The organism is Hominisplanchenecus sp., from assembly GCF_046967715.1.
In the GTDB taxonomy this organism is placed as follows: domain Bacteria; phylum Bacillota; class Clostridia; order Lachnospirales; family Lachnospiraceae; genus Hominisplanchenecus; species Hominisplanchenecus faecis.
In genome coordinates this window covers 1-19,175 of sequence record NZ_JBKVNQ010000053.1, presented here as the reverse complement: position 1 = coordinate 19,175, position 19,175 = coordinate 1, and the positions used below count along the sequence as shown (strand labels likewise).

At 42.2% G+C, this 19,175-nt stretch carries 20 protein-coding genes; 2 read left to right on the top strand and 18 right to left on the bottom strand.

The window, feature by feature from the left end:
• Nucleotides 1-181: 181 nt before the first annotated feature.
• The 4 genes from ACLTL4_RS08580 to ACLTL4_RS08565 form a co-directional block, all read right to left on the bottom strand.
• Nucleotides 182-1,792, bottom strand: a complete 1,611-nt coding sequence (locus ACLTL4_RS08580; protein WP_412320415.1) for an MBL fold metallo-hydrolase RNA specificity domain-containing protein — start codon at nt 1,790-1,792, stop codon at nt 182-184.
• A 95-nt stretch (nt 1,793-1,887) separates the two neighbouring features.
• A complete protein-coding gene (locus ACLTL4_RS08575; RefSeq protein ID WP_412320414.1) occupies nt 1,888-2,826 on the bottom strand; it encodes a hypothetical protein in 939 nt (312 codons plus the stop codon).
• Nucleotides 2,827-3,492: 666 nt separating this feature from the next.
• Complete coding sequence (locus ACLTL4_RS08570; protein ID WP_412290539.1) at nt 3,493-4,014, bottom strand: DUF6147 family protein; 522 nt, start codon at nt 4,012-4,014, stop codon at nt 3,493-3,495.
• Between the two features lie 73 nt (nt 4,015-4,087).
• The gene (locus tag ACLTL4_RS08565) at nt 4,088-5,017 is read right to left on the bottom strand and encodes a DUF4367 domain-containing protein (protein ID WP_412320413.1); all 930 of its coding nucleotides are present in this window, start codon (nt 5,015-5,017) and stop codon (nt 4,088-4,090) included.
• Nucleotides 5,018-5,225: 208 nt separating this feature from the next.
• On the opposite strand from ACLTL4_RS08565, the gene ACLTL4_RS08560 reads away from it, so the two are divergent.
• Entirely contained in the window at nt 5,226-6,299 is a 1,074-nt protein-coding gene (locus ACLTL4_RS08560; RefSeq protein WP_022118578.1) for an undecaprenyldiphospho-muramoylpentapeptide beta-N-acetylglucosaminyltransferase, read from the top strand.
• Here ACLTL4_RS08560 and ACLTL4_RS08555 read toward each other — a convergent pair.
• Both ACLTL4_RS08555 and ACLTL4_RS08550 read right to left on the bottom strand, forming a co-directional pair.
• Nucleotides 6,296-6,817 (bottom strand): RNA polymerase sigma factor, encoded by a 522-nt coding sequence (locus tag ACLTL4_RS08555; RefSeq protein WP_412290543.1) that lies wholly within the window; start codon nt 6,815-6,817, stop codon nt 6,296-6,298. The two genes, ACLTL4_RS08560 and ACLTL4_RS08555, sit on opposite strands and share 4 nt — an antisense overlap.
• A 37-nt stretch (nt 6,818-6,854) precedes the next feature.
• Complete coding sequence (locus tag ACLTL4_RS08550) at nt 6,855-7,262, bottom strand: HIT family protein (protein ID WP_412290545.1); 408 nt, start codon at nt 7,260-7,262, stop codon at nt 6,855-6,857.
• 299 nt (nt 7,263-7,561) lie between these two features.
• Between ACLTL4_RS08550 and ACLTL4_RS08545 the strand changes: the two genes are divergently transcribed.
• The gene (locus tag ACLTL4_RS08545; protein WP_412290547.1) at nt 7,562-8,299 is read left to right on the top strand and encodes a sensor histidine kinase; all 738 of its coding nucleotides are present in this window, start codon (nt 7,562-7,564) and stop codon (nt 8,297-8,299) included.
• On the opposite strand, the gene ACLTL4_RS08540 is transcribed toward ACLTL4_RS08545, so the two are convergent.
• From ACLTL4_RS08540 to ACLTL4_RS08485, 12 genes are all read right to left on the bottom strand, one after another.
• Complete coding sequence (locus tag ACLTL4_RS08540) at nt 8,250-8,879, bottom strand: rhomboid family intramembrane serine protease (protein WP_215659242.1); 630 nt, start codon at nt 8,877-8,879, stop codon at nt 8,250-8,252. The two genes, ACLTL4_RS08545 and ACLTL4_RS08540, sit on opposite strands and share 50 nt — an antisense overlap.
• A gap of 239 nt (nt 8,880-9,118) precedes the next feature.
• Entirely contained in the window at nt 9,119-10,567 is a 1,449-nt protein-coding gene (locus ACLTL4_RS08535; RefSeq protein ID WP_412290549.1) for a DUF6382 domain-containing protein, read from the bottom strand.
• 4 nt (nt 10,568-10,571) lie between these two features.
• Nucleotides 10,572-10,988 (bottom strand): TadE family protein, encoded by a 417-nt coding sequence (locus tag ACLTL4_RS08530; RefSeq protein WP_173866772.1) that lies wholly within the window; start codon nt 10,986-10,988, stop codon nt 10,572-10,574.
• A 23-nt stretch (nt 10,989-11,011) separates the two neighbouring features.
• The gene (locus tag ACLTL4_RS08525; RefSeq protein ID WP_022118158.1) at nt 11,012-11,434 is read right to left on the bottom strand and encodes a prepilin peptidase; all 423 of its coding nucleotides are present in this window, start codon (nt 11,432-11,434) and stop codon (nt 11,012-11,014) included.
• An 8-nt stretch (nt 11,435-11,442) separates the two neighbouring features.
• Nucleotides 11,443-12,084, bottom strand: a complete 642-nt coding sequence (locus ACLTL4_RS08520; RefSeq protein WP_412290551.1) for a hypothetical protein — start codon at nt 12,082-12,084, stop codon at nt 11,443-11,445.
• 211 nt (nt 12,085-12,295) lie between these two features.
• Nucleotides 12,296-13,867 (bottom strand): DUF5702 domain-containing protein, encoded by a 1,572-nt coding sequence (locus tag ACLTL4_RS08515; protein WP_412290553.1) that lies wholly within the window; start codon nt 13,865-13,867, stop codon nt 12,296-12,298.
• Between the two features lie 193 nt (nt 13,868-14,060).
• Nucleotides 14,061-14,228 carry a Flp1 family type IVb pilin gene (locus ACLTL4_RS08510; RefSeq protein WP_022118577.1) on the bottom strand — a complete coding sequence of 56 codons (168 nt, stop codon included), beginning with the start codon at nt 14,226-14,228 and terminating at the stop codon, nt 14,061-14,063.
• Between the two features lie 38 nt (nt 14,229-14,266).
• Complete coding sequence (locus ACLTL4_RS08505; RefSeq protein ID WP_412290554.1) at nt 14,267-15,616, bottom strand: type II secretion system F family protein; 1,350 nt, start codon at nt 15,614-15,616, stop codon at nt 14,267-14,269.
• A complete protein-coding gene (locus ACLTL4_RS08500; protein WP_248835985.1) occupies nt 15,606-16,343 on the bottom strand; it encodes a type II secretion system F family protein in 738 nt (245 codons plus the stop codon). The genes ACLTL4_RS08505 and ACLTL4_RS08500 overlap by 11 nt, the downstream gene beginning before the upstream one ends.
• 40 nt (nt 16,344-16,383) lie before the next feature.
• On the bottom strand, nt 16,384-17,625 hold the full coding sequence (locus tag ACLTL4_RS08495; protein WP_412290556.1) for a CpaF family protein: 1,242 nt from the start codon (nt 17,623-17,625) through the stop codon (nt 16,384-16,386).
• 15 nt (nt 17,626-17,640) lie between these two features.
• Entirely contained in the window at nt 17,641-18,648 is a 1,008-nt protein-coding gene (locus ACLTL4_RS08490; protein ID WP_173867011.1) for a hypothetical protein, read from the bottom strand.
• A gap of 1 nt (nt 18,649) precedes the next feature.
• Entirely contained in the window at nt 18,650-19,159 is a 510-nt protein-coding gene (locus ACLTL4_RS08485; RefSeq protein ID WP_412320416.1) for a prepilin peptidase, read from the bottom strand.
• Nucleotides 19,160-19,175: the final 16 nt, after the last annotated feature.

Genomic DNA, 19,175 nt, shown 5'->3' with positions numbered 1-19,175 from the left:
CCCACTACCGGGCGGATTCGGGACTTTAACCCGTTAGAAACGTGCGCCGCTAGGCACACCTTACAAAAGCCCAGGCACACGGTATCATGCGCAGCCTGAGCTTTTTGATTTTTATACATTCAAGTCTTGTTCTTATGGTTTCAGTAACAAATGCGTTGACCTGTACGAAACCATCATCTCATTATCTGTCCCACTTATCGCAGAGGGAATTGATCTGACTTGTAAATCTCGCCAGATCCTTATTTGCTCCGCCTTCGTTATGGCGGATAACCGTAAGCAGTCTCTGACCTGCTGCCAGAAGTCTTGCAAACGGAGTATTTGCCTTCATTGCCTTATTCAGACTCTTCTCGGTCTTAACCACATGAACCGGTTCACATTCTTTCTCATACGCACCCGTCGCAAGATTAAAGACCGTACCGCTGTAAGGTGCTCCTGCATCCAGATGCATTTCGTTTCTCAGACGATCTGTGAAAACCTGGCACACGCTGTCCTCTCCATGAATCACAAAAACCTTCTCCGGCTTCTTTTCAAAGCTTCCGATCCATTTAAGCAGCCCATTATTGTCAGCGTGTCCGCTGATACCGGCAAGCCTTCGGATCTCCGCCTGTATCTCTATTTCCTCTCCAAACAGATTTACGGATTTTGCCCCTTCTAATATAATACGCCCCAGTGTTCCCTTTGCCTGATAACCGACAAAAAGAATCGTGCTTTCTTTTCTCCAGAGATTATGTTTCAGATGATGTCGGATTCTGCCTGCCTCACACATACCGCTCGCAGAAATAATAACTTTTGGTCTCTCATCGAAATTGATCATCCTGGAATCGTCACTTGTGATCGCTGTTTTCAGTCCTTCAAAACCGATCGGATTGATCCCCGCCTGAACAAGCTTTGTTGCCTCTTCATCGAAATCCTCATACATGTGCTTCATAAAAATGCGGGTCGCTTCAATTGCCAGCGGACTGTCCACGTAAACATCAAAATGATCATGGCCGTGGATCATCTTATCTTCTTTTATTTTGCGGATGAAATACAGCAGTTCCTGCGTACGTCCGACTGCAAAAGATGGTATGACTACATTTCCTCCCCGATCAAACGTCTTCTGGATGATCCTTGCCAGCTCCGTCACATAATCTGGAAATTCACCATGGCTGCGGTCACCGTAAGTAGACTCCATCACAACATAATCCGCATCTTTGACATACTGCGGATCACGGATCAATGGCTGATTCAGATTGCCGATATCCCCGGAAAATACAATCTTTTTCTCCACATCGTTCTCTTTGATCCAGATCTCGATGGAAGAAGAGCCAAGCAGATGCCCTGCATCCACAAACCGAATGCAGATTCCATCTGCAAGGTTGATTTTTTTGTCATAATCGCATCCAACAAGACAGTTGATCGCTCCCTGTGCATCGTTGATATCATACAGCGGCACAACTTCTGCCCTGCCGGCACGCTGCCCTTTTCGGTTCTTCCATTCCGCCTCAAACATCTGTATGTGTGCACTGTCTCGCAGCATAATATCACACATATCCGCAGTTGCTCTCGTCGCAAAAATCTGTCCCAGAAATCCCCTCTGGTAAAAAAGCGTAAGTTTACAGGAATGGTCGATATGAGCATGCGTCAAAAGTACCATGTCAATGTCACTTGCCGCAACCGGTATCTCCTGATTTTCAAATTCATCCGGTCCCTGCTCCATTCCACAGTCAATCAAAATATGTTTTCCGCAGGCTTCCAGATAAGTACAGCTTCCAGTCACCTCATGCGTGGCTCCCAAAAATGTAATCCTCATAAAAACACCTTCTCTCTGTTTTAATGATAATCTGTTCCGTTCTGTTTTCCTGCTTTTATTTTATCACATATTCTGATTTTTTAGTACTGTAATTTTTAATCCAGCTTTCGGGAAATAAAAAATCCCGATCCGCAAACACCACATTTCTCTCCTGTCAGGTATACGCGATTGCGTCCCGACTCGGAAAGGATTTTTGTTATAAAATCTCCTGTGTCTGCACATCCGGATGGTAAAATATAATAGTGATTTAATTCCGTACGTGATTCCCCAATCCACGTACTCAGTTCCCCATCTGCCTGTTTCATATTTCCTGTTATGGAAATGTAGCGAATCTGATCTCTCACCTCTGAGAAATCCCTTTTTATTGCTTCTGAATACTTTTTAAGTGATATATTACCAAGAAGCATCGCACCTGCTGTATATCCTTTTCCTGTGTTCTGGTTATGGCCTTTGCACACATCAAAATCATTATACAGCCCACATCTGGCACAACACACAAGATTTTCCATATCAATTTGAGGACTGCCGCATTTGGCTTTATCAAAAATTCTGACACTCATCAGACAGTCCATTATTTTCCAGTCTATTCCTTTATCTCCGGCAAACATTACAAGGAAACAACCCTCATCTGTTCCATAACAATGTATCTTAAACTGCCAGAAGTCTTTTTTATCATATAAAGAGCTGCCCGGCTTCATCTCCACCACACGTTTTACACCGGCACTTTGCAGTTCTTTTGCCACCTTTTCATGGTTTCCAGGAAGAATCACCTGCTCCACACGATTCTTTTTCACAAATTCCATAAGCTGATGGATAGTTGCCTCGCTTCCATCTCCCGCAGCCACAAGCCTTACCTCATCCTTACATCCGGCAAAAGCTTTCTCTGCCTTAAATTCCAGAGACTCCTCATTTTCTCCTGCACAGATATAACAGGCTACCCAGCTGTTCTTTGTCTCTGAATCTGCAACTCCTGTGGAATACATAACTCCCTGTGAAATATTCTGGAACATATTTTTAAAATATTTCGTTTGCATACGCTCTCTCCCCTTGCCTTGCAATCAAAAGCATGATGCAACCATACTTCCTTTGCAGAACAAGCCCGGCACAACTGCAAAGGAGGGAAGCCCCACGCATGGTATGCACAGTTTTTGTTTTTGCATATTTGTAATTCTTTCGTTTTTGTTTTTTGTAGTTTCTATTTTAAATCACTCGCCATATCTTTGGCGAAAACCGTTCTGCCATGAAAGGTAATGTAATGGACATTCACGCATCCCGGGGCGGCTTGTTTTTTCAGAGTTTTGTTCATACCTGAACAATTTTTTCACGCTCTAATATATTTTTGCTTAAACTCACACATAACCATTCCGTGCTTTTCACAGTTTCAGCAGTAGGATGATGCTTCGACCTGCACCGAATCGTTACACTCACACATCATAAATACATTTACTCTCTTCGCAATGAAAAATAAAATTCACGCCATTCACACGTCAGCCTGTACGTTGATTCACTGTAGATGGAGACATTCACAATCGCGATAGGAATATTAAGATTTATGTCATTGTCATTTACATACGATGTGAATTGCATATTCCGTAATGATATGCCATTTGACTTTGCACGTTCCATAATTTATATGCAAATCTTCCATGCATTTATACGGTTACAATGAATCTCTGTACAAGTTCATGCTTCAAAGCAGGTTAGCCGATGTACAGGCTATGACTTGATGTCGATCCAACTTCTCTGGTTCCATTTTTTGTCGCACTATGAACAGTTACAACCCGGTAATAATAACCAGATTTTACTGTAATTGTATCACTTACCGTAACACTTCCCACATTTTTTCCTGTTTTGCTTCTGGTAGTCACATATGCCCAGGTACTACCTTCCAATCTCTGCAAATTAACTTCTGCCGTAACCAAATCACATTTTTCATAGCAGTTAGTCGTTGCTGTTACATAGATAGATTTTGAACTTTGCTTAGAAATACCGGAATGTCCTGTTGCATAATAAGTACCAATCGTTGCGACTTCTGATTCCGGATTATTAAATTTCCATTCAAACAACTTTGTTGTTTCTACATTGTCATCATGAGTCAACAATGATCCTTCAATAATCTGACCATCCATAGGTTCTGCTGCATGGATACTAATCGGAGTTGCCAACATACACACACAGGCTGTTGCTGCCAGCATTGCTTTGAACGCTCTCTTCATCCTCATGTTTTTTCTCCTCCTTCATCTCTGTTTTTTACATTACACTATAATAAACGTTTCAGAAGGAAAAAAGTGACGCCTAAAATATCATTTTTTTAATTATTTCATCAAATTCTTCTTTTTCCAGTTCTCCAATGAGTAGATAATAAACATCATCATAATAAAAATCGGCTTTATATAAACTTTTTCCACTCTTCTCTCCTATTTGCTCTACCTTCACACCTTTTTCTAAATATTCTACGCTCAACAAATGTTGGTTTATAACTTTTCCATCTATCTCAATGACTTCTCGTGAATCTGCTGCTTTCTTACTCATATATATATAATAATATTTTTCGTCCATAGTAAGATAGTTCATAGTCGCACTTTGAATTTTATCATCAAGTTCATAACTTTCATAAACCATTCCCTCTGGCTTATATATAAGCTTTGGCACATTAATTCCCAATTCTTCATTTATCTGCTTTCGATCTCTTTCTTCGTTCGCATCAGAAATCTCTCCATCTGTTTTTTCAAGAAATACCTTCTGCCCTTCGCTTCCTACTTTCCCAAAGATATTCATAATCTGCTCTCTGCTCGCATCCGCTCCTAATCCAGCCACAAAAACTCCTCCGACCAGCACAATGATTGCTGCCCGCTGCATAATTTTTTTTCTGTTCCTCTTCCATTTTTCTTCGATCTTTGCCAGTTTCCGTCCTCTTCTCAGTGCAATCTGATCTTCCTGCGGCAACAGATCGTAAAGCTCTTTTTTACATTCCTGTCTATAGGCGTTATCATCCCATTTGCCTTCTTCTCTAAGCTGTCCGACAATTTTATTTAACAGATCCGGAGCATCACCTACATAATCCAGTTTTTCATCATTTTCAAGCTCGCCTGCAATTTTCTTTCCCTCTTTTGCAAAATTGCTTCGCATCGTTGAATAAAGTTTTGAATCAAATTCAGCTTTCTTCAGGTTCTCCCGGTCCTGATGTGAATGAATATTCCTGATTTTCCCCTCATTCTTTTTCATAAATCCTCTAGTCCCTTCTTGACTTTTTTTAATAACAGTATAAGATGATACCAGAGTCAAAATCCTGAAACCACAAAGTGCCTGCACAAGTGTGGTTTTACAGTATTTTTTGACAACCACATCATAATATTTAAACTTAGTATGTTCCCTTTAAAACAGCCCCTTCTGTCTGCTTTAAAGGCAAAATACCAAAACAGGGAGGATAAACATGAAACGTATCGTCTTAACTGGCGGTGGTACCGCCGGTCATGTAACACCTAACATTGCTCTGCTCCCAAAACTGCGGGAACTTGGTTATGATATTCACTATATCGGCTCCTATGAAGGAATCGAAAAAAAGCTGATTGAAGATGTAAACGTACCTTACTATGGAATTGCTTCCGGAAAGCTGAGACGCTATTTTGATCCAAAAAACTTCTCTGATCCGTTCCGTGTATTAAAAGGCTATGGTGAGGCACGTAAAATCCTGAAAAAGCTGAAACCGGATGTTGTTTTTTCCAAGGGCGGTTTTGTAGCTGTTCCTGTTGTTCTTGCAGCCAAACATCTCCATATCCCGGTTATTATCCATGAATCCGATATGACACCGGGACTTGCAAACAAGATTTCTCTTTCTGCTGCAACAAAAGTATGCTGCAACTTCCCTGAAACCATGGGTTACATTCCGGAAGGAAAAGCAGTCCTGACCGGCTCACCGATTCGTGAAGAGCTTCTGCATGGCAATAAACTTGCCGCACTGAACCTCTGCGGATTTGCCGCAAACAAACCGGTTATCCTCGTTATCGGCGGAAGCCAGGGATCTGTTGCCGTCAATGATGCCGTCCGCGGTATTCTGCCTGAACTTTTGAAAAAATATCAGGTCATCCATCTTTGCGGTAAAGGAAAATTAGATTCGACAAAAACAGATATGGAAGGTTATATTCAGTTCGAATACGTCAAAAAAGAACTTGCTGATCTGTTTGCCCTTGCCGATGTCTGCATCTCCAGAGCAGGTGCAAACGCTATTTGTGAGTTGCTGGCACTCAGAAAACCAAATCTGCTGATTCCGCTTTCCGCAAATGCCAGCCGCGGCGACCAGATCCTCAACGCAGAATCCTTTGAAAATCAGGGATTCAGTGAAGTTCTTACCGAAGAAAATCTGGCACCAACTATTATACTGCCAATCATAGATAAACTATACGAAAAACGTGCTGACTATGTAGCTGCTATGGAAAAAAGCGGTCAGAGCGATGCTATTTCAAAAATCACCTCTCTGATTGAAGAAGTTACTTCCGGAAAAAATTAAAGTTCCTGATATTCTTCTCCATATTTCTTTCGAATATATCTTCTGGCTCTGTAGAGTCTTGCACGAAGCACCTGTACTTCAATGTTTAGGTGCTTCGCTGCTTCTTCATAACTCATCTGCAAAATACAGATGTCCATGATCACATAATACCATTCTTTTTTCTTGTCATATAACTCTTCAAGAATACGTTCCGTCAGCATATTGTGAGATAATCTGGTTATGACACGCTCTGTATTATCCTCATGGATCACCATGAAATCTTCGATTCCATTGATGCTGTGTGTATCTTTGCGGACTTGCATCTTTCTCAGATAATCATAGACCATATTTCTTGTTGTCAGCAAAAGCCATGGCTGAATCAACTCTTCTGAGATGTTGTTCATCTGCTCAAAATATTGTAAGAATACCTGTTGACAAATCTCCTCTGCCAGCATATCGTTACCAGATCTGCTGATCACCATTTTTCGCACAAGCCTGTTATATTTATTAAAGACTTCTGTGAATTTCTTTTCCTTCATCCTACTTTTCTCCCTGCCGATATTTTGACATCCCCTGTTACTTCCATTTCTGCAGAATCTCTTCTCTTTCCTCATCTGTGAGAGTTCCTGGTTTCCAAGTTACGCCTGCATGATCTCCTTCATATCTCGGGATCAGATGAATATGAAAATGGAATACCGTCTGACCTGCCGCAACACCGTTATTCTGCACAATGTTTACGCCGTCACATCCAAAAACATCTTTCATTTTTTTTGCAACCTTTTTGGCAAGAATAAATGCCTTGGCATCCATATCTTCCGGTATTTCAAAAAGATTGGCGAAATGATTCTTCGGCAGAATCAAAGCATGTCCTTTCGTCGCCGGTCCCAAATCCAGAATCACACGAAAATCTTCATCTTCATACAACGTAGCTGATGGAATTTCACCATTTGCAATTTTACAAAAAATACAGTTATCATCTCTCATAAGTCATTTCCCCTTCCTTTTTTGTTGTTCCAATAAAGTGCTACCCAAATTTATCCACTTTATCTGTTATACTATATATTAATGCTTTTCGTTTTTAATTTCAATATGTTTTCCTAATTTTTTGCACTTTTTTGTTTATTCCTGCCAAAAACTTTACTTTTATTCGTTTTTATGCAATTATTGTCGAATTATGTCGTTTATTTCTGTTTGCTTTTTTGTTGCCCAAATGATACACTTTTTAATATACTAGGGTCAAAATCCTGAAATCAATAAAAAATCAGAAATCGGAGGAATACACTATGGCTGCTGATAAACCTTCTCTCGAAAAACAACTTGAAGACTACCGCTTTGCTCTTTCAAAAGTATCACATGAAGTACGCAATCCGGTCACTCTGATCAACAGCTATCTCCAGTTACTTGAAAAAGATCATCCGGAATTAAAGCAGAACGAACTCTGGAGTGATATCACCGAAGAAATGCTTTTTCTTCGCAGACTTCTCGATGATCTTTCCTGCTACAACAACACCTTTCGCTGTCAGTTCAGTGCTACGGAAATGTCTCCGTTCCTCTTAAAATTATCCGAGTCTGTATATCTGCTTTTTCCGGATTCCCCGATTTCCTATCAGATTTCTGTTCCGGAAAATTTGCCGACACTTTCGGTTGATCCCCTGAAATTAAATCAGGCTCTTACCAATCTTCTCCGCAACTCCTTTGAATCTGCCGCACAGTCTGTATCTTTTTCTGTTGTTGAAAAACAGGACTGCCTTCAGATCGATATCATAAATGACGGAGCTTCTATCTCCAAAGAACAGCAGACTGAATTTTTTAAACCGTTTGTCACTACAAAACCAAACGGTACCGGTCTTGGACTTCCGATCGCCAGAGGTATTATCGAGGCACACCACGGCAGTATTGCTTTTCTTTTTCCGGAAGAGACTTCCGACAGTAAAAACACTCCTGATAATCCGGATAAATCAGGCACACTGCTTAATCATATGTCAGGTAGTCATCTTCAGATTGTTTTACCCCTATGCTGAGAATCATACATAACAGAAAGCCCATGATCAGACCACCGATATGTGCACTGTTGTCAACTCCCATGCTTGTATAGCCCTGGAAAACAGAAAGCACGATCATAAGCACAAATTTTCGGCCGGAAATATCATCCAGCTTTCCTTTGTTTTTTATTACCAGCCACAGGATTGCACCCATCACAGCAAAAATTGCACCGGATGCACCCGCTGAAACCGGAAATTCCGCTCTTTTTATGTCCATATAAACGGACAGGCAGTTTCCTGCAATACCTCCTCCAAAATAAATCAGAAGATATCTTATTTTTCCAAGTTTCTTTTCCAGTATATCTCCCATGAAGATCAGCACTACCATATTGTTAAACAGATGGCTCAATCCAAAATGTAAAAACATGCTGGTGATCAGAAGATAATATTTTCCATCCTGCACGATATAAGGAGTGTAACTTGCTCCATGTGCCGCCATAAAATCTGCATTTTCTGTATCACCAAAACAGGACAGGATCAGAAATACTGCAACATTAATGATGACAACCGTAAGATTTGCAACCGAACGAGATCTCAAAAAATCCCTGATTTCATCCATTCGCTACTTTTTCACCTCCTTCTGTATAATATGATGCCAGTTTTAACGCCTGAAACCACCCTTAAGAATGACTGCGATATTTTTGCACAAGCGTGATTTTATGCCTTAAGTTTTCCCCAACATTCTAAGATTTCAGTATACTACAGGAAGTCTTTCTGTAACAGACAAAGGTGTATTTTTTATATTTTTTTTAGTTTTACAATTCTCATCCGTCATTTCTGACATATCATGTGCTATCTTTATTGTAATTGAAAAATGTATTCCAGATCCGCAAAAGAAATGCGGTCACCCTGCTGTAGTTTTTCCATGCCATCCCCGCCAAGTCTTTTTCCGTTTATGTACGTTCCATTTGTCGAATCCAGATCCATCAGAAAATATTCTTCCTCTCTTCTCAAAATTTTTGCATGAACACGGCTGATCACATCCCTATCGATACAGACATCCGCCTGCCGTCCTTCTTTTCCTATCCGGGTTTCTTCACGATACAGCAGAATATTAACATACTCCTCTGGATTCAGACTGACCAGAACTGCTATTTTAATATTTTTTCCCTGCTGCAAAATACAGGTTTCCATCTCCTCATCAAAATCATCCGATACCTGTGATTTCTTCCGTTCACCTTTTTGGAAATTTTCCTTTTGAATCCCTGCCACATAAATAAAAATGCCAGCCGCCAGAAACAGCATCCCTCCGACCTGAACGGTACTTAATACCTCAAATTCCACCAGTACGGCTGCCACTGCTGCCAATAGAATAAAAATTACTACATAGCCTGCATATTTTTTATATTTGGCTGCTTTTTTACGCCCGGCTGTTTTTTTCTGTTTCATTGATTTTTTTAAGCCGGTTGTTTTTTTATTCTGAATTTGTTTTTTTTGTTCCGCCTGACCTCTATATTTATCCGTCCTTCTCTGCATATCATTCTCATTTTTAGAAATGCCTTTTTCTCTCTGCTTCGCAGTCTTGATGTTCTCAATATTTTCCGGAATCGTGTATTCTGATTCTTCCTGCTCGAAAAACGAATCCTCGGAACAAAGATCTTCAAAGTTTTCCTGTTCAGAAACTTCCGACTCTTTTGAAATTTTCACTTTCTCTGACTGTTCCGGGTCTTCCGGCAATCCTTCCTCCTGAGCACAATTTTTCCGTCCAACCTGATAAATCATCTGCAGCACTTCCGATATCCGATAATTTTCTTCGGATGCTTTGCTGTATACTTCGTATCCAAGCATCACTGCCTGTTCGTCACTGTGATCCAGTCTTTTTAACAGGTATTCTGAGAGCTTTCGAAAACTCTCTGTCATATTTCCATCATACGTCGGAAGATAGCACAGATTCCATTCCCGTGTCTGCGTATGAAAAAAGAGAAATTCCGGTTCAAAGAGCAGTTGGTTTCCATCTAAAAGATATCTCTGGGTGTTTTCCAGTGCTTCTTTGATATCCTGCAAAAGTTCAACCATTTCTTCCTGATTGATCTGCCTTTTTTCAAACACACGGAACATCGGCTGCATTCCGGTAACCTCATAAAAAAAGACCGCTTTTCCGTCCATCATCCGGCGATTGCATTTTAATAAATGAGGAATATGATTTCCAACCAGCATCCGTACCTGATATTCCTCGCCGGTCAGTTCCCCCGGAGCATCCAGTATCATATAATTATGATCTTTATCTCTGCGATAAGAAACATCCATAAAGTTATCCCTCCCCTGCCCGCTGCAAATTTCGATATTTTTGAATCTGTTTTTTTGCATTTTTAACGGATACTTCCGCTTTACTGTTTATTTCCATTTGCCCGCCCATAAAGAAGCGTGCCACAAATCCCGGAATTCTGAACGTTGCCTTTCCTGTCGCTGTCACTTTATTTTTTCCACGTTTTACACCACCGGAAACGTTGCCGCAGGCAAGTACTCCGCTCCAGTCCGTCTGGTTTTTTCTGTCTGTGTCCAGGGCTGCTTCCATCGCCTCTGTTCTCGTCTTATTTGCGATCCAGACCTTATCATGCTGATAAAATCCAAGATAAATAAGGGCGGTAAGCAACGGAATCAGCACTGTCATAAGCAGTGCAGCCTCCACCGTAAAACTTCCATTCAAATCTCTTTTGATTTTTTGCATAATTTTCATCTCCGTCCCAGTCATTACAAAAACGTGCATAAATATCCCGCTATCAGATACGGCACAAATGGCACGCCTGTCTTGTAAGTCCTCTTTTTACACACCAGCATAACAGCTGAAACCACGGAACAGAACAGCAATGCATAAAACAACATCGCAAAGGTCTGTCCCATTCCAAGATACAGACCGCACACACAAACTGCCAGTCCATCTCCATAGCCAATGGCCTGCCTTGTCGCATAAGCACTGGCAAGCAGAAACATTCCCGGAAGTATTCCACCAAATGCCTGCCAGATTTTCTCTTTATCCACAAACATCAGAAAAAGAATCCACAAAACTGTAAATATCCATATACTGTGCAATAATATTTTTCGTTTTCTTATATCATACCAGGCGTTTATCAGCAGAAATATTCCCGGCAGAATATAAACAATCTGATTCTTCATTTTTATGATCACCCTCCACATTTTGAACAGGCTTTACGTTTCCCTGCCTCTGACAGCGGTATCTCCCGGATCGTTCTCTTTAATCCGCTGCAAGACAGTCTGGCATGATAACGATTGCCGGTATCTGTAATATAAACTGCTGCACCAACTCCGGATTTACAGCATGAACAGGCATAATATTTCGCTCCATATCGATTTCTTCTGGCTTCTGCCTGTGTAACCGTTGTCTGCTCCACAGACAGCCGCAGGTGAGTACACTTCAGACTTTTATGGTAAACGGTACCATGTGCGGTCACAAAAACCTTCTCTTTGCTTTCTTCATTTCCTTCTTTCTGCAGTTCTTTGCGAAAATCCCTTCCGGTCCATGCCCTTACAAATCCTCTCTGGATAATCTGTGGTTTTCCAAAAGAAAATACCGGCATCTGACTGCTGATTCGATACGCCGCCACCAGATCAATTTCATCTTCTTTTCCTGAAAAAGTAGAATATCCAAGATGAAAGTCCTGATCTGTTATCTTCCGTGAAGCATAAGCATAGACTGCCATCTGTTTTGCCCGGTCATGGATTTTCTGTTCCGTAGCTCCGGCTGTTTCCATAAACTGAACAAAAAAGAGTACACCAAGCATCAGATACAGAAAAATCGGAAGCACAAGTGCAGTTTCCACTGTAAGACTGGCACTTAAGGATGTTCTCCCGGATTTTTTGATAACAGCCAGGGGGATGTCTGTTAAATGATTTAATATTTTTAATTTTGAACCAGACAGAGAGCACGCCTCCTTTCATTTTCAAATTTTTATGTTCTTTCTCTCTGCGTTTCATACGGGAAATTCTCCGAAAGAACATCCTTAAATACCTTCTTTTCTACGGCTGCCCATAGCCATATTGTCCTTTTATTGTATAAGCAGTCCCCTGATTTCTGACATGCATCCAGACTGCCGGAACCCTCAGAAAAACAGGAGCCAGTTCAAAGTCTGCACTTGCCTCTGCCTGTGCCACAAGTGCATCCACCCGAAAGGTTTCTCCGCCCTTTTCCATTCTCCGGTTACACTCGATCAGATCAAGCACTCTCAAATTGCGATGCTGTTTTTTTCCAAGTATCAATAAACCAGAAAGATAATCTTCATAAGACTGCCCGCTTCCGCCGCCGGCATCATATTCTTTCAAAACCTCCGCCAGCATCCCAAGCTTTTCTAAAGGAAGTTTCCACTCTGTTTCTGCTTTGAGCATCGGAACCTTTCCTTTTGCAAGCAACGTTCTCACATCAAGCAGACTTTCCCCATATGCCCAGGCAAGCATCAGCAGTTTCTGCAATGCTCCTGCAAATTCCGGCAGTGCTGCTGCCCCTGTGATCGCAGCTGCCAGTGCCATCGCTTCCCCTCGCATCTTGGCACTTTTTGCCAGCGTAGCATAGTTCATACCTTCACGGATCAGCAGAATGCGATTGACTGTTTTCTTTAAATTTTCTCTGTCACTTTTCTGTCCGCCGATGATATATTCCAGTTCATAAGAAAGACTGTGTTCTTTGCTTCCCTTTTGATGCTTTCCTCCTTCATCAACTGCACACTGGAAATGTTTCTGAAGATAATTCAAAAAAATGGCTTCTGAAACTGGATCCGCAGAAATTTCATCGACAAGAAGTGAACCTTTTTGCAGGTTACGCTCAGACGGCAGATCTTTTCTTTCTATTGTCTTATCGGAAACCACTGTACCATCTTTCAGGACAAGACCTAAAATCCCCATACTTTTGATTTTCTTTATCTGATCAAGCGGATTCTCCACTTTTGCCTGAACAGCCTCTGTTTCCTTTATATCCGTATCCGACTCTTCCTGCTTTTCGGCATTTTCTTTTTCGGATTCCTGTCGTTTTTTTTCTTCCATCTGAGCAGCCTGTGCCCTTTGATACTCCTCATCTGCTTTCTGTTCTTCATTTTGATATTCTTCTCCTTTTTGATGCCCCTCTTCCATTTGTTTTATATTTTTCTTTAAAGCTGATGCCGCTTCCCCGACAAACAGTTCTTTCTGATTTTCCACAGCCTGACTGTAAAACACTTGTCCACCGTGATCCGTCGCAAGAGCATACTTATCCACCGTACATCTATCAAGCTCTGTGGGAAATACATCCCAGCTTCTTCCTGCTGCCAGATTATATCTGGGATTGATATTTGGCTGAATATATTTTTCCAGCTTTGTCTCCAGCACTTCTCTGATTTTTTGCTCTTCACTGCTCCCATCCAGGAACCACAGATCATACTCTTCCAGAAGTACTCTGTCATATTCTCCAAAAACGGAAAACAATCCCATATCAAAAGCTGCCGCTGCCTGAAATCTCGCTGCCTGCACCCTTACCGATTCTGCCATCGTACAGAAAAGGGACAAAAACAGCATACTGATCAAACTGAGGAACACCGTAATTGTCCCTTTATTTCTATACATTTACTCCCCTCCCGAGTTTATGCTGCACATGAGACCAGACACATGATTTTTATCTCAGTCGAGAAGACTCCCACTTCTGCAAGTGGTGAGTAATTGTTTTGCTGATATTCATCTGTCGAAATTTCTGTGCATTCTTGCGTTTTTTAATGTTTTCTAAATATTTTCATGTTGGATTTTTCAGATACTGAATGGATCAGATACTGTTGCTCTGACTTGTGATTTTGCTGAAGATTTTGTTTACCAGATTGGTAAGCTGTTTTTTGAAGATGATGACCAGACTGATCAGTACAACGAGAATCAGGATAATCTCTACCGTTGTAATTCCCTGCTCATCTTTCAGAAATGCCTGCACATGTGTCATATATTTTCACCTCCTTTCCCAGAAGATGCACAGTAATTCTAAAATGAAAATGACATCAGTGCCGGTGCCATCAGAATAATCAACACCACACCAAACATCAGCATCATTGGAACTAAGAGTTTCGTTCCCGCCTGTTCTCCAAGTTTTCGTGCAAGCTGATGCCGCTCTTCCATTCCCCGCAAAGCTTCTGCCTCCAGAAGATCCGCCAGTCCATCAGAACCTTTTCTCAGATTCTGTGCCAGTATCGTTCCCATTTTGATGTACTCCGGAAGCTGACATCTTCTGCCAAAATTTTCATATGCCTGTGCTTCCGGAACCCCACTTTTCATTTCGTTGCAGCAACGCCGTATTTCTTCGTCTATATAGTGCTCACGGACCTGTCTGCTCTGTGCCAGCCTTTCAAAAGCTCCCCGGATCGTAAGCCCTGCCCGCAGCAATGCCATTAATTTATAGAGAAAGGAAGCATATTCCATGGTAAGAGCCGTTTGCTTTTTCTTGACTGCTGCCTGTAATCTTTCTTCTTCCAGCATCCAGATACACAATGCTGTGATAACCACCAGAACCGCAATCATCTGCACGGGCGATTCTTTTTCTTTTTTCCATTCCAGCTTTTTGCCCTCTATTTCACCCGGAAGCCTCAGCTGTTCTTCCTGCACCCTTTTCTGTTCTTCACTCTGTAAAAGTTCCTGAATCTGTTTTTGCTGTTTCTCTTCCTCCGAACGCACCGGCGAAAAAACACACACAGAAAAACGGTAGTCCATCTCTCTGTCCTGACAGGAAAAATTTACTGTAATCTGTACCTGCGTACCACCCTCTGCCGGCTCCCCGACCAGGTTTCCTTTTTCATCAATAAGACCCAGATCATCTGTAAACCAGTCTGCTTTCACTTTGCCATCTAAAACAGAAGAAGGAAATTCCAGGGAACTTCTTACTTCCTGCATCGATATATTTTCCCCGAGAATCACGCTTTCCAGATCTTCGATCGCCTGCTGAAAAAACTCATCGATCTGCTGGTCACTGTACTGTCTTTCCTGCAGCAAAATCGGGATTTTCTGTGCTTCTCCTTCCCCTTCTACCTGTACTTCCAGATCCGTTTCCATGCTTCCCTGCCCATAAGAAGGTCTAGCAAGAAACGTAATTTCTTTTGCTTCTCCCGTAAAAACGGCTGCCAGAAAACAAAGTCCTGTGCCCCAGAATAGAATCATCATTACTTTTGCAATTCTTCTTGCGGTAAATTCAAAAGCGTCTTTTTCCTTTGCCGAATTTTCGACAAACTGCAGTGTCTGTTCCAGTTTCTGATATTTTACATCTTCTTTCTTTACCATTTTTGATGCGATCCATTTTCCGATTTTATAAAACGGCTGCATCATCTTTTCTTCATATCTCAATCGCTACAATCTTCCTTCCCATCAAAAAAGCAAACACATAAACACCAAGGCAGATACTCATCACTGCAATCCCCGCCGGATTCTGATACATCACATCTAAAAATCCCGGTGAAGCCAGTCCCACATAGGCAATCAGCAGACATGGAATCAGACTCATAATGTTCTGCTCCATTTTCTTTGCTGAAAGACAGATTTCAATTTCCTGTCTGGTTTCTTCCTTCTGCGATACAGAGGCAGTCGTGCTGCGTATGATGGCGATCAGATCGCCTCCTGTTCTTCTCGCTGTCTCAAATACCTCAGAAAAAATCTCAATATCTTCCACTCCGCTGCGTTGTGCCAGATCAGAAAGCAGCTCCTCCATCGTCCGGTTCAGCAAAATTCCCACACGAATCCTGCGAAATTCCTGTAAAACCGGTTCTTTTTCACTGTACAATTTCTGAAGTTCTTCATATGCCTGCGTAAATGCATTTTCAACCGAATATCCCGCCGTCAGGGCGGTAGAAACACACCGCATCCCGACCAGAAATCCCCGCTCCAGCTGTTTTCTTCTTTTCTTTGCCAGTTCTCTTCTGACTTCTCGGAAAAAGAAACAGATGCCCGGCAGAAAAACCACGGCTGCAAGCACAGAACGGTAAAATAAAAGACTGATCAGAACATCTGCCAAAATATACACCGCCGCATACCTGAACATTTCCTTTTTTGTTATCTGATAAACTTTATAATCCATACAAACCCCTTTTAAATCTGCTTTCACTGCTTATTTACGTTCAGGTCAAACGACCGTGAACCTGGCACACAATTCCTGCACGTATCAGTTTCTGCACATGGAACAGCTCCTCTTTTTTATGTAATTTTCCCACGACACACCCTTCTTTTTGCTTTCCATCTTCCAGAAATTCATACAGCACCGAAGTTACTATTTCTCCGGATTCATAATCATAACCGGTGACCTCACGAATCTCCAGGACACGCCTGCTCTTATCCCGCAGTCTCCCCAGATGGATCAGTATATCGATTCCGGATGCAATCTGTCTGCGTACCGCGGACAATGGCATCTCAAGCCCCATCAGAACCATTGTCTCCAGCCGGACCAGCATATCCGACGGACTGTTCCCGTGACCGGTACTGAGTGATCCGTCCATACCCGTATTCATCGCCTGAAGCATATCAACGACTTCATCGCCCCGCACCTCTCCGACAATAATCCTGCTTGGTCTCATTCGCAGACTGCTCTTGATCAGATCCCGGATCGTAACTGCATGTTTTCCTTCGGTATTTTCTTTTCTTGCTTCGAGACGAACCAGATTTTCCACGCCCTGTATCTGTAATTCTGCGTTATCTTCAATCGTGATGATCCGCTCGTCTTTTGGAATATAATCCGAAAGTGCATTGAGGAACGTTGTTTTCCCGGAACCGGTTCCGCCGCAGATAAAAATGTTGTATCCGGCACACACAAGTTGTTTCAAAAAGTCCGCTACCTCTTTTGAAACACTCCCAAGCTCGATCAGACGCTCCATCGTGATCGGCTCTTTCGGAAAACGCCGTATCGTAATGATCGGTCCATTGACAGCCACCGGCGGCAGTACAATATTTACACGATCTCCGTTTTCCAGTCTGGCATCCGTGATTGGAATTGCCTCATTGACAATGCGGTTGCATTTTCCTGCAATCTGCTGCACAACGTCTTCCAGTTTTGTTTTCGAAACAAAACGGTGCTCCCAGCAGCGTATTTTGCCTTCTCTCTCCACAAAAATGCCGTCTGTTCCATTCACCATGATCTCTGTCACACTCTCATCTTCCAGAAGTTCCTGCAAAATATCAAGTCGGCGGATCCCGTTAAACAGTTGCTGCCTGAGCGTGATTTTCTCTGACAGCGGCATATACTGCCCTTTTGCTTCCTCCCAGATCAGTTTATCAATTTCCACAAGGATTTCCTCATCCGATATTTCTTCCGTATGATCCAGTTTCTCGTTTAAAAGGGCATACAGTTTTTCCTGTTTCTGTTCCATTCCCTCCACAATGCATCACCCGCTTTCTTTGCGTATTAACTGTCTTACATAATCTCCAAGTTCACTCCAGATCAGCTGCTCCACATAATGTTCCTTTTTACCGAAACTGCTGTGAAACGGCAGCTTCAGTTTTATGGTTTTCCCAAGAACTTCTTCATATTCTCTTGCAACCATGACCTTTTCATACTGAGCAATTTTTGTCACAGCCATGCTGTCCTCTCTGACCGGCATATAGATTTTTCCACAGCGATTCAGAAGTTCCGGAAGGTTATCCACCTGTTCTCCAAAATCCAGGAGGATAACTTCATACGAACTGTAGGAGCAGAGATCTTCGATCAGTCCCAGCCATTCGCTGCACTTGATACTCCGCAGATCAAACGGGGAAAAGGCGGGCGGAATATAGTCCAGATTGTTGATCGTCTGCACAAGTCCTCCAAGTTTACTGATCAGATTGCCTTTCCCACTTCCGGAGAAATACATCAGATCACTGATATCCCCGTCAAACTGTCGGTTCATTAATACATCAAAACCGGCATATTCTTCCAGATTCAGATAAAGGACCGCTTTTGTACTTGCCAGAAGCTGTCCGAGCGTAAGTGCAAAAGAAGTCTTACCGGTGCGTTTGACCGGCGAATAAATACCGGTTACTTCCACTTCCGGCTTGAAAAGTGCAGCTGCCGGTGCTTCCTTTACTCTCGCATAAGAATCCATGACCTCCGCGATCAGACTGTCCGCCGGCTGATATTTATAAACTGCGGAATATTCCGACAGTTCGCAGATCTGCTCTCCTTCGGAAAGAACCATAACTTTGCGGATCTGCAGTTCCCTGACCTGTTCACACAATAATTTCCCCGAAATCAGCAGAATCTCTATTGTTTTCTCTTTCGCACACGCACAGAGACTTTCCACTCCGGTAAACGCCTGCACCTCAAACTCTTCTCCCTTCCGGCTATGAACATATTCCATAAGATTATAAATATACATACTTTCCGAATCACAGATTGCAAAAACAGCCTTACTCACTTCAATAAACACCTCCTGTACAAAGTAAAATCCCACCTAAAATAGCAATTGCAAAATGAAACCTTCCATCCTGATCCTTTTCATTCAGATATGGCTCCCAGACACCATTCTGCTGCCTTTGAATATAAGAACAAAAGTACAGCAGCCTTGTCTTTAGATTTCTTCTTTTGAGCAATACAAAAATCGACAACACCGCACCGACAAATAACGAAGCAATCATACAATATACCGCCCTCTGCGGTCCCAGAAATCCTCCGACAACCGCCCAAAGTTTCATATCTCCCGCACCCATCATGCGAAAATAATAAATCCCGGCACCAAGCACCACAGGAATGCATGCACCTCCAAGAAACAGAAGCAATCCCACAGCTTTCGCCTGCCTGATCTGGAAACAACAGCCCAAAATAAGCCCGATTACAATAAGCTCATTTGGAATCTTCCCCTTTCTCAAGTCAAAAAAGACTGCACACAAACCAATCGGAATCAGAAAAAAGCATTGGTTTATTTTCACGATCCACCTTCTTTCG

What these genes read in the sequence shown, in the direction of transcription:
- ACLTL4_RS08570 (WP_412290539.1), bottom strand. Translation starts at nt 4,014, where the DNA reads ATGAGGATGAAGAGAGCGTTCAAAGCAATGCTGGCAGCAACAGCCTGT.
- ACLTL4_RS08500 (WP_248835985.1), bottom strand. Translation starts at nt 16,343, where the DNA reads ATGGATTATAAAGTTTATCAGATAACAAAAAAGGAAATGTTCAGGTAT.
- ACLTL4_RS08580 (WP_412320415.1), bottom strand. Translation starts at nt 1,792, where the DNA reads ATGAGGATTACATTTTTGGGAGCCACGCATGAGGTGACTGGAAGCTGT.
- ACLTL4_RS08530 (WP_173866772.1), bottom strand. Translation starts at nt 10,988, where the DNA reads ATGCAAAAAATCAAAAGAGATTTGAATGGAAGTTTTACGGTGGAGGCT.
- ACLTL4_RS08495 (WP_412290556.1), bottom strand. Translation starts at nt 17,625, where the DNA reads ATGGAACAGAAACAGGAAAAACTGTATGCCCTTTTAAACGAGAAACTG.
- ACLTL4_RS08515 (WP_412290553.1), bottom strand. Translation starts at nt 13,867, where the DNA reads ATGTATAGAAATAAAGGGACAATTACGGTGTTCCTCAGTTTGATCAGT.
- ACLTL4_RS08575 (WP_412320414.1), bottom strand. Translation starts at nt 2,826, where the DNA reads ATGCAAACGAAATATTTTAAAAATATGTTCCAGAATATTTCACAGGGA.
- ACLTL4_RS08555 (WP_412290543.1), bottom strand. Translation starts at nt 6,817, where the DNA reads ATGAAGGAAAAGAAATTCACAGAAGTCTTTAATAAATATAACAGGCTT.
- ACLTL4_RS08525 (WP_022118158.1), bottom strand. Translation starts at nt 11,434, where the DNA reads ATGAAGAATCAGATTGTTTATATTCTGCCGGGAATATTTCTGCTGATA.
- ACLTL4_RS08550 (WP_412290545.1), bottom strand. Translation starts at nt 7,262, where the DNA reads ATGAGAGATGATAACTGTATTTTTTGTAAAATTGCAAATGGTGAAATT.
- ACLTL4_RS08565 (WP_412320413.1), bottom strand. Translation starts at nt 5,017, where the DNA reads ATGAAAAAGAATGAGGGGAAAATCAGGAATATTCATTCACATCAGGAC.
- ACLTL4_RS08540 (WP_215659242.1), bottom strand. Translation starts at nt 8,879, where the DNA reads ATGGATGAAATCAGGGATTTTTTGAGATCTCGTTCGGTTGCAAATCTT.
- ACLTL4_RS08560 (WP_022118578.1), top strand. Translation starts at nt 5,226, where the DNA reads ATGAAACGTATCGTCTTAACTGGCGGTGGTACCGCCGGTCATGTAACA.
- ACLTL4_RS08510 (WP_022118577.1), bottom strand. Translation starts at nt 14,228, where the DNA reads ATGACACATGTGCAGGCATTTCTGAAAGATGAGCAGGGAATTACAACG.
- ACLTL4_RS08545 (WP_412290547.1), top strand. Translation starts at nt 7,562, where the DNA reads ATGGCTGCTGATAAACCTTCTCTCGAAAAACAACTTGAAGACTACCGC.
- ACLTL4_RS08535 (WP_412290549.1), bottom strand. Translation starts at nt 10,567, where the DNA reads ATGGATGTTTCTTATCGCAGAGATAAAGATCATAATTATATGATACTG.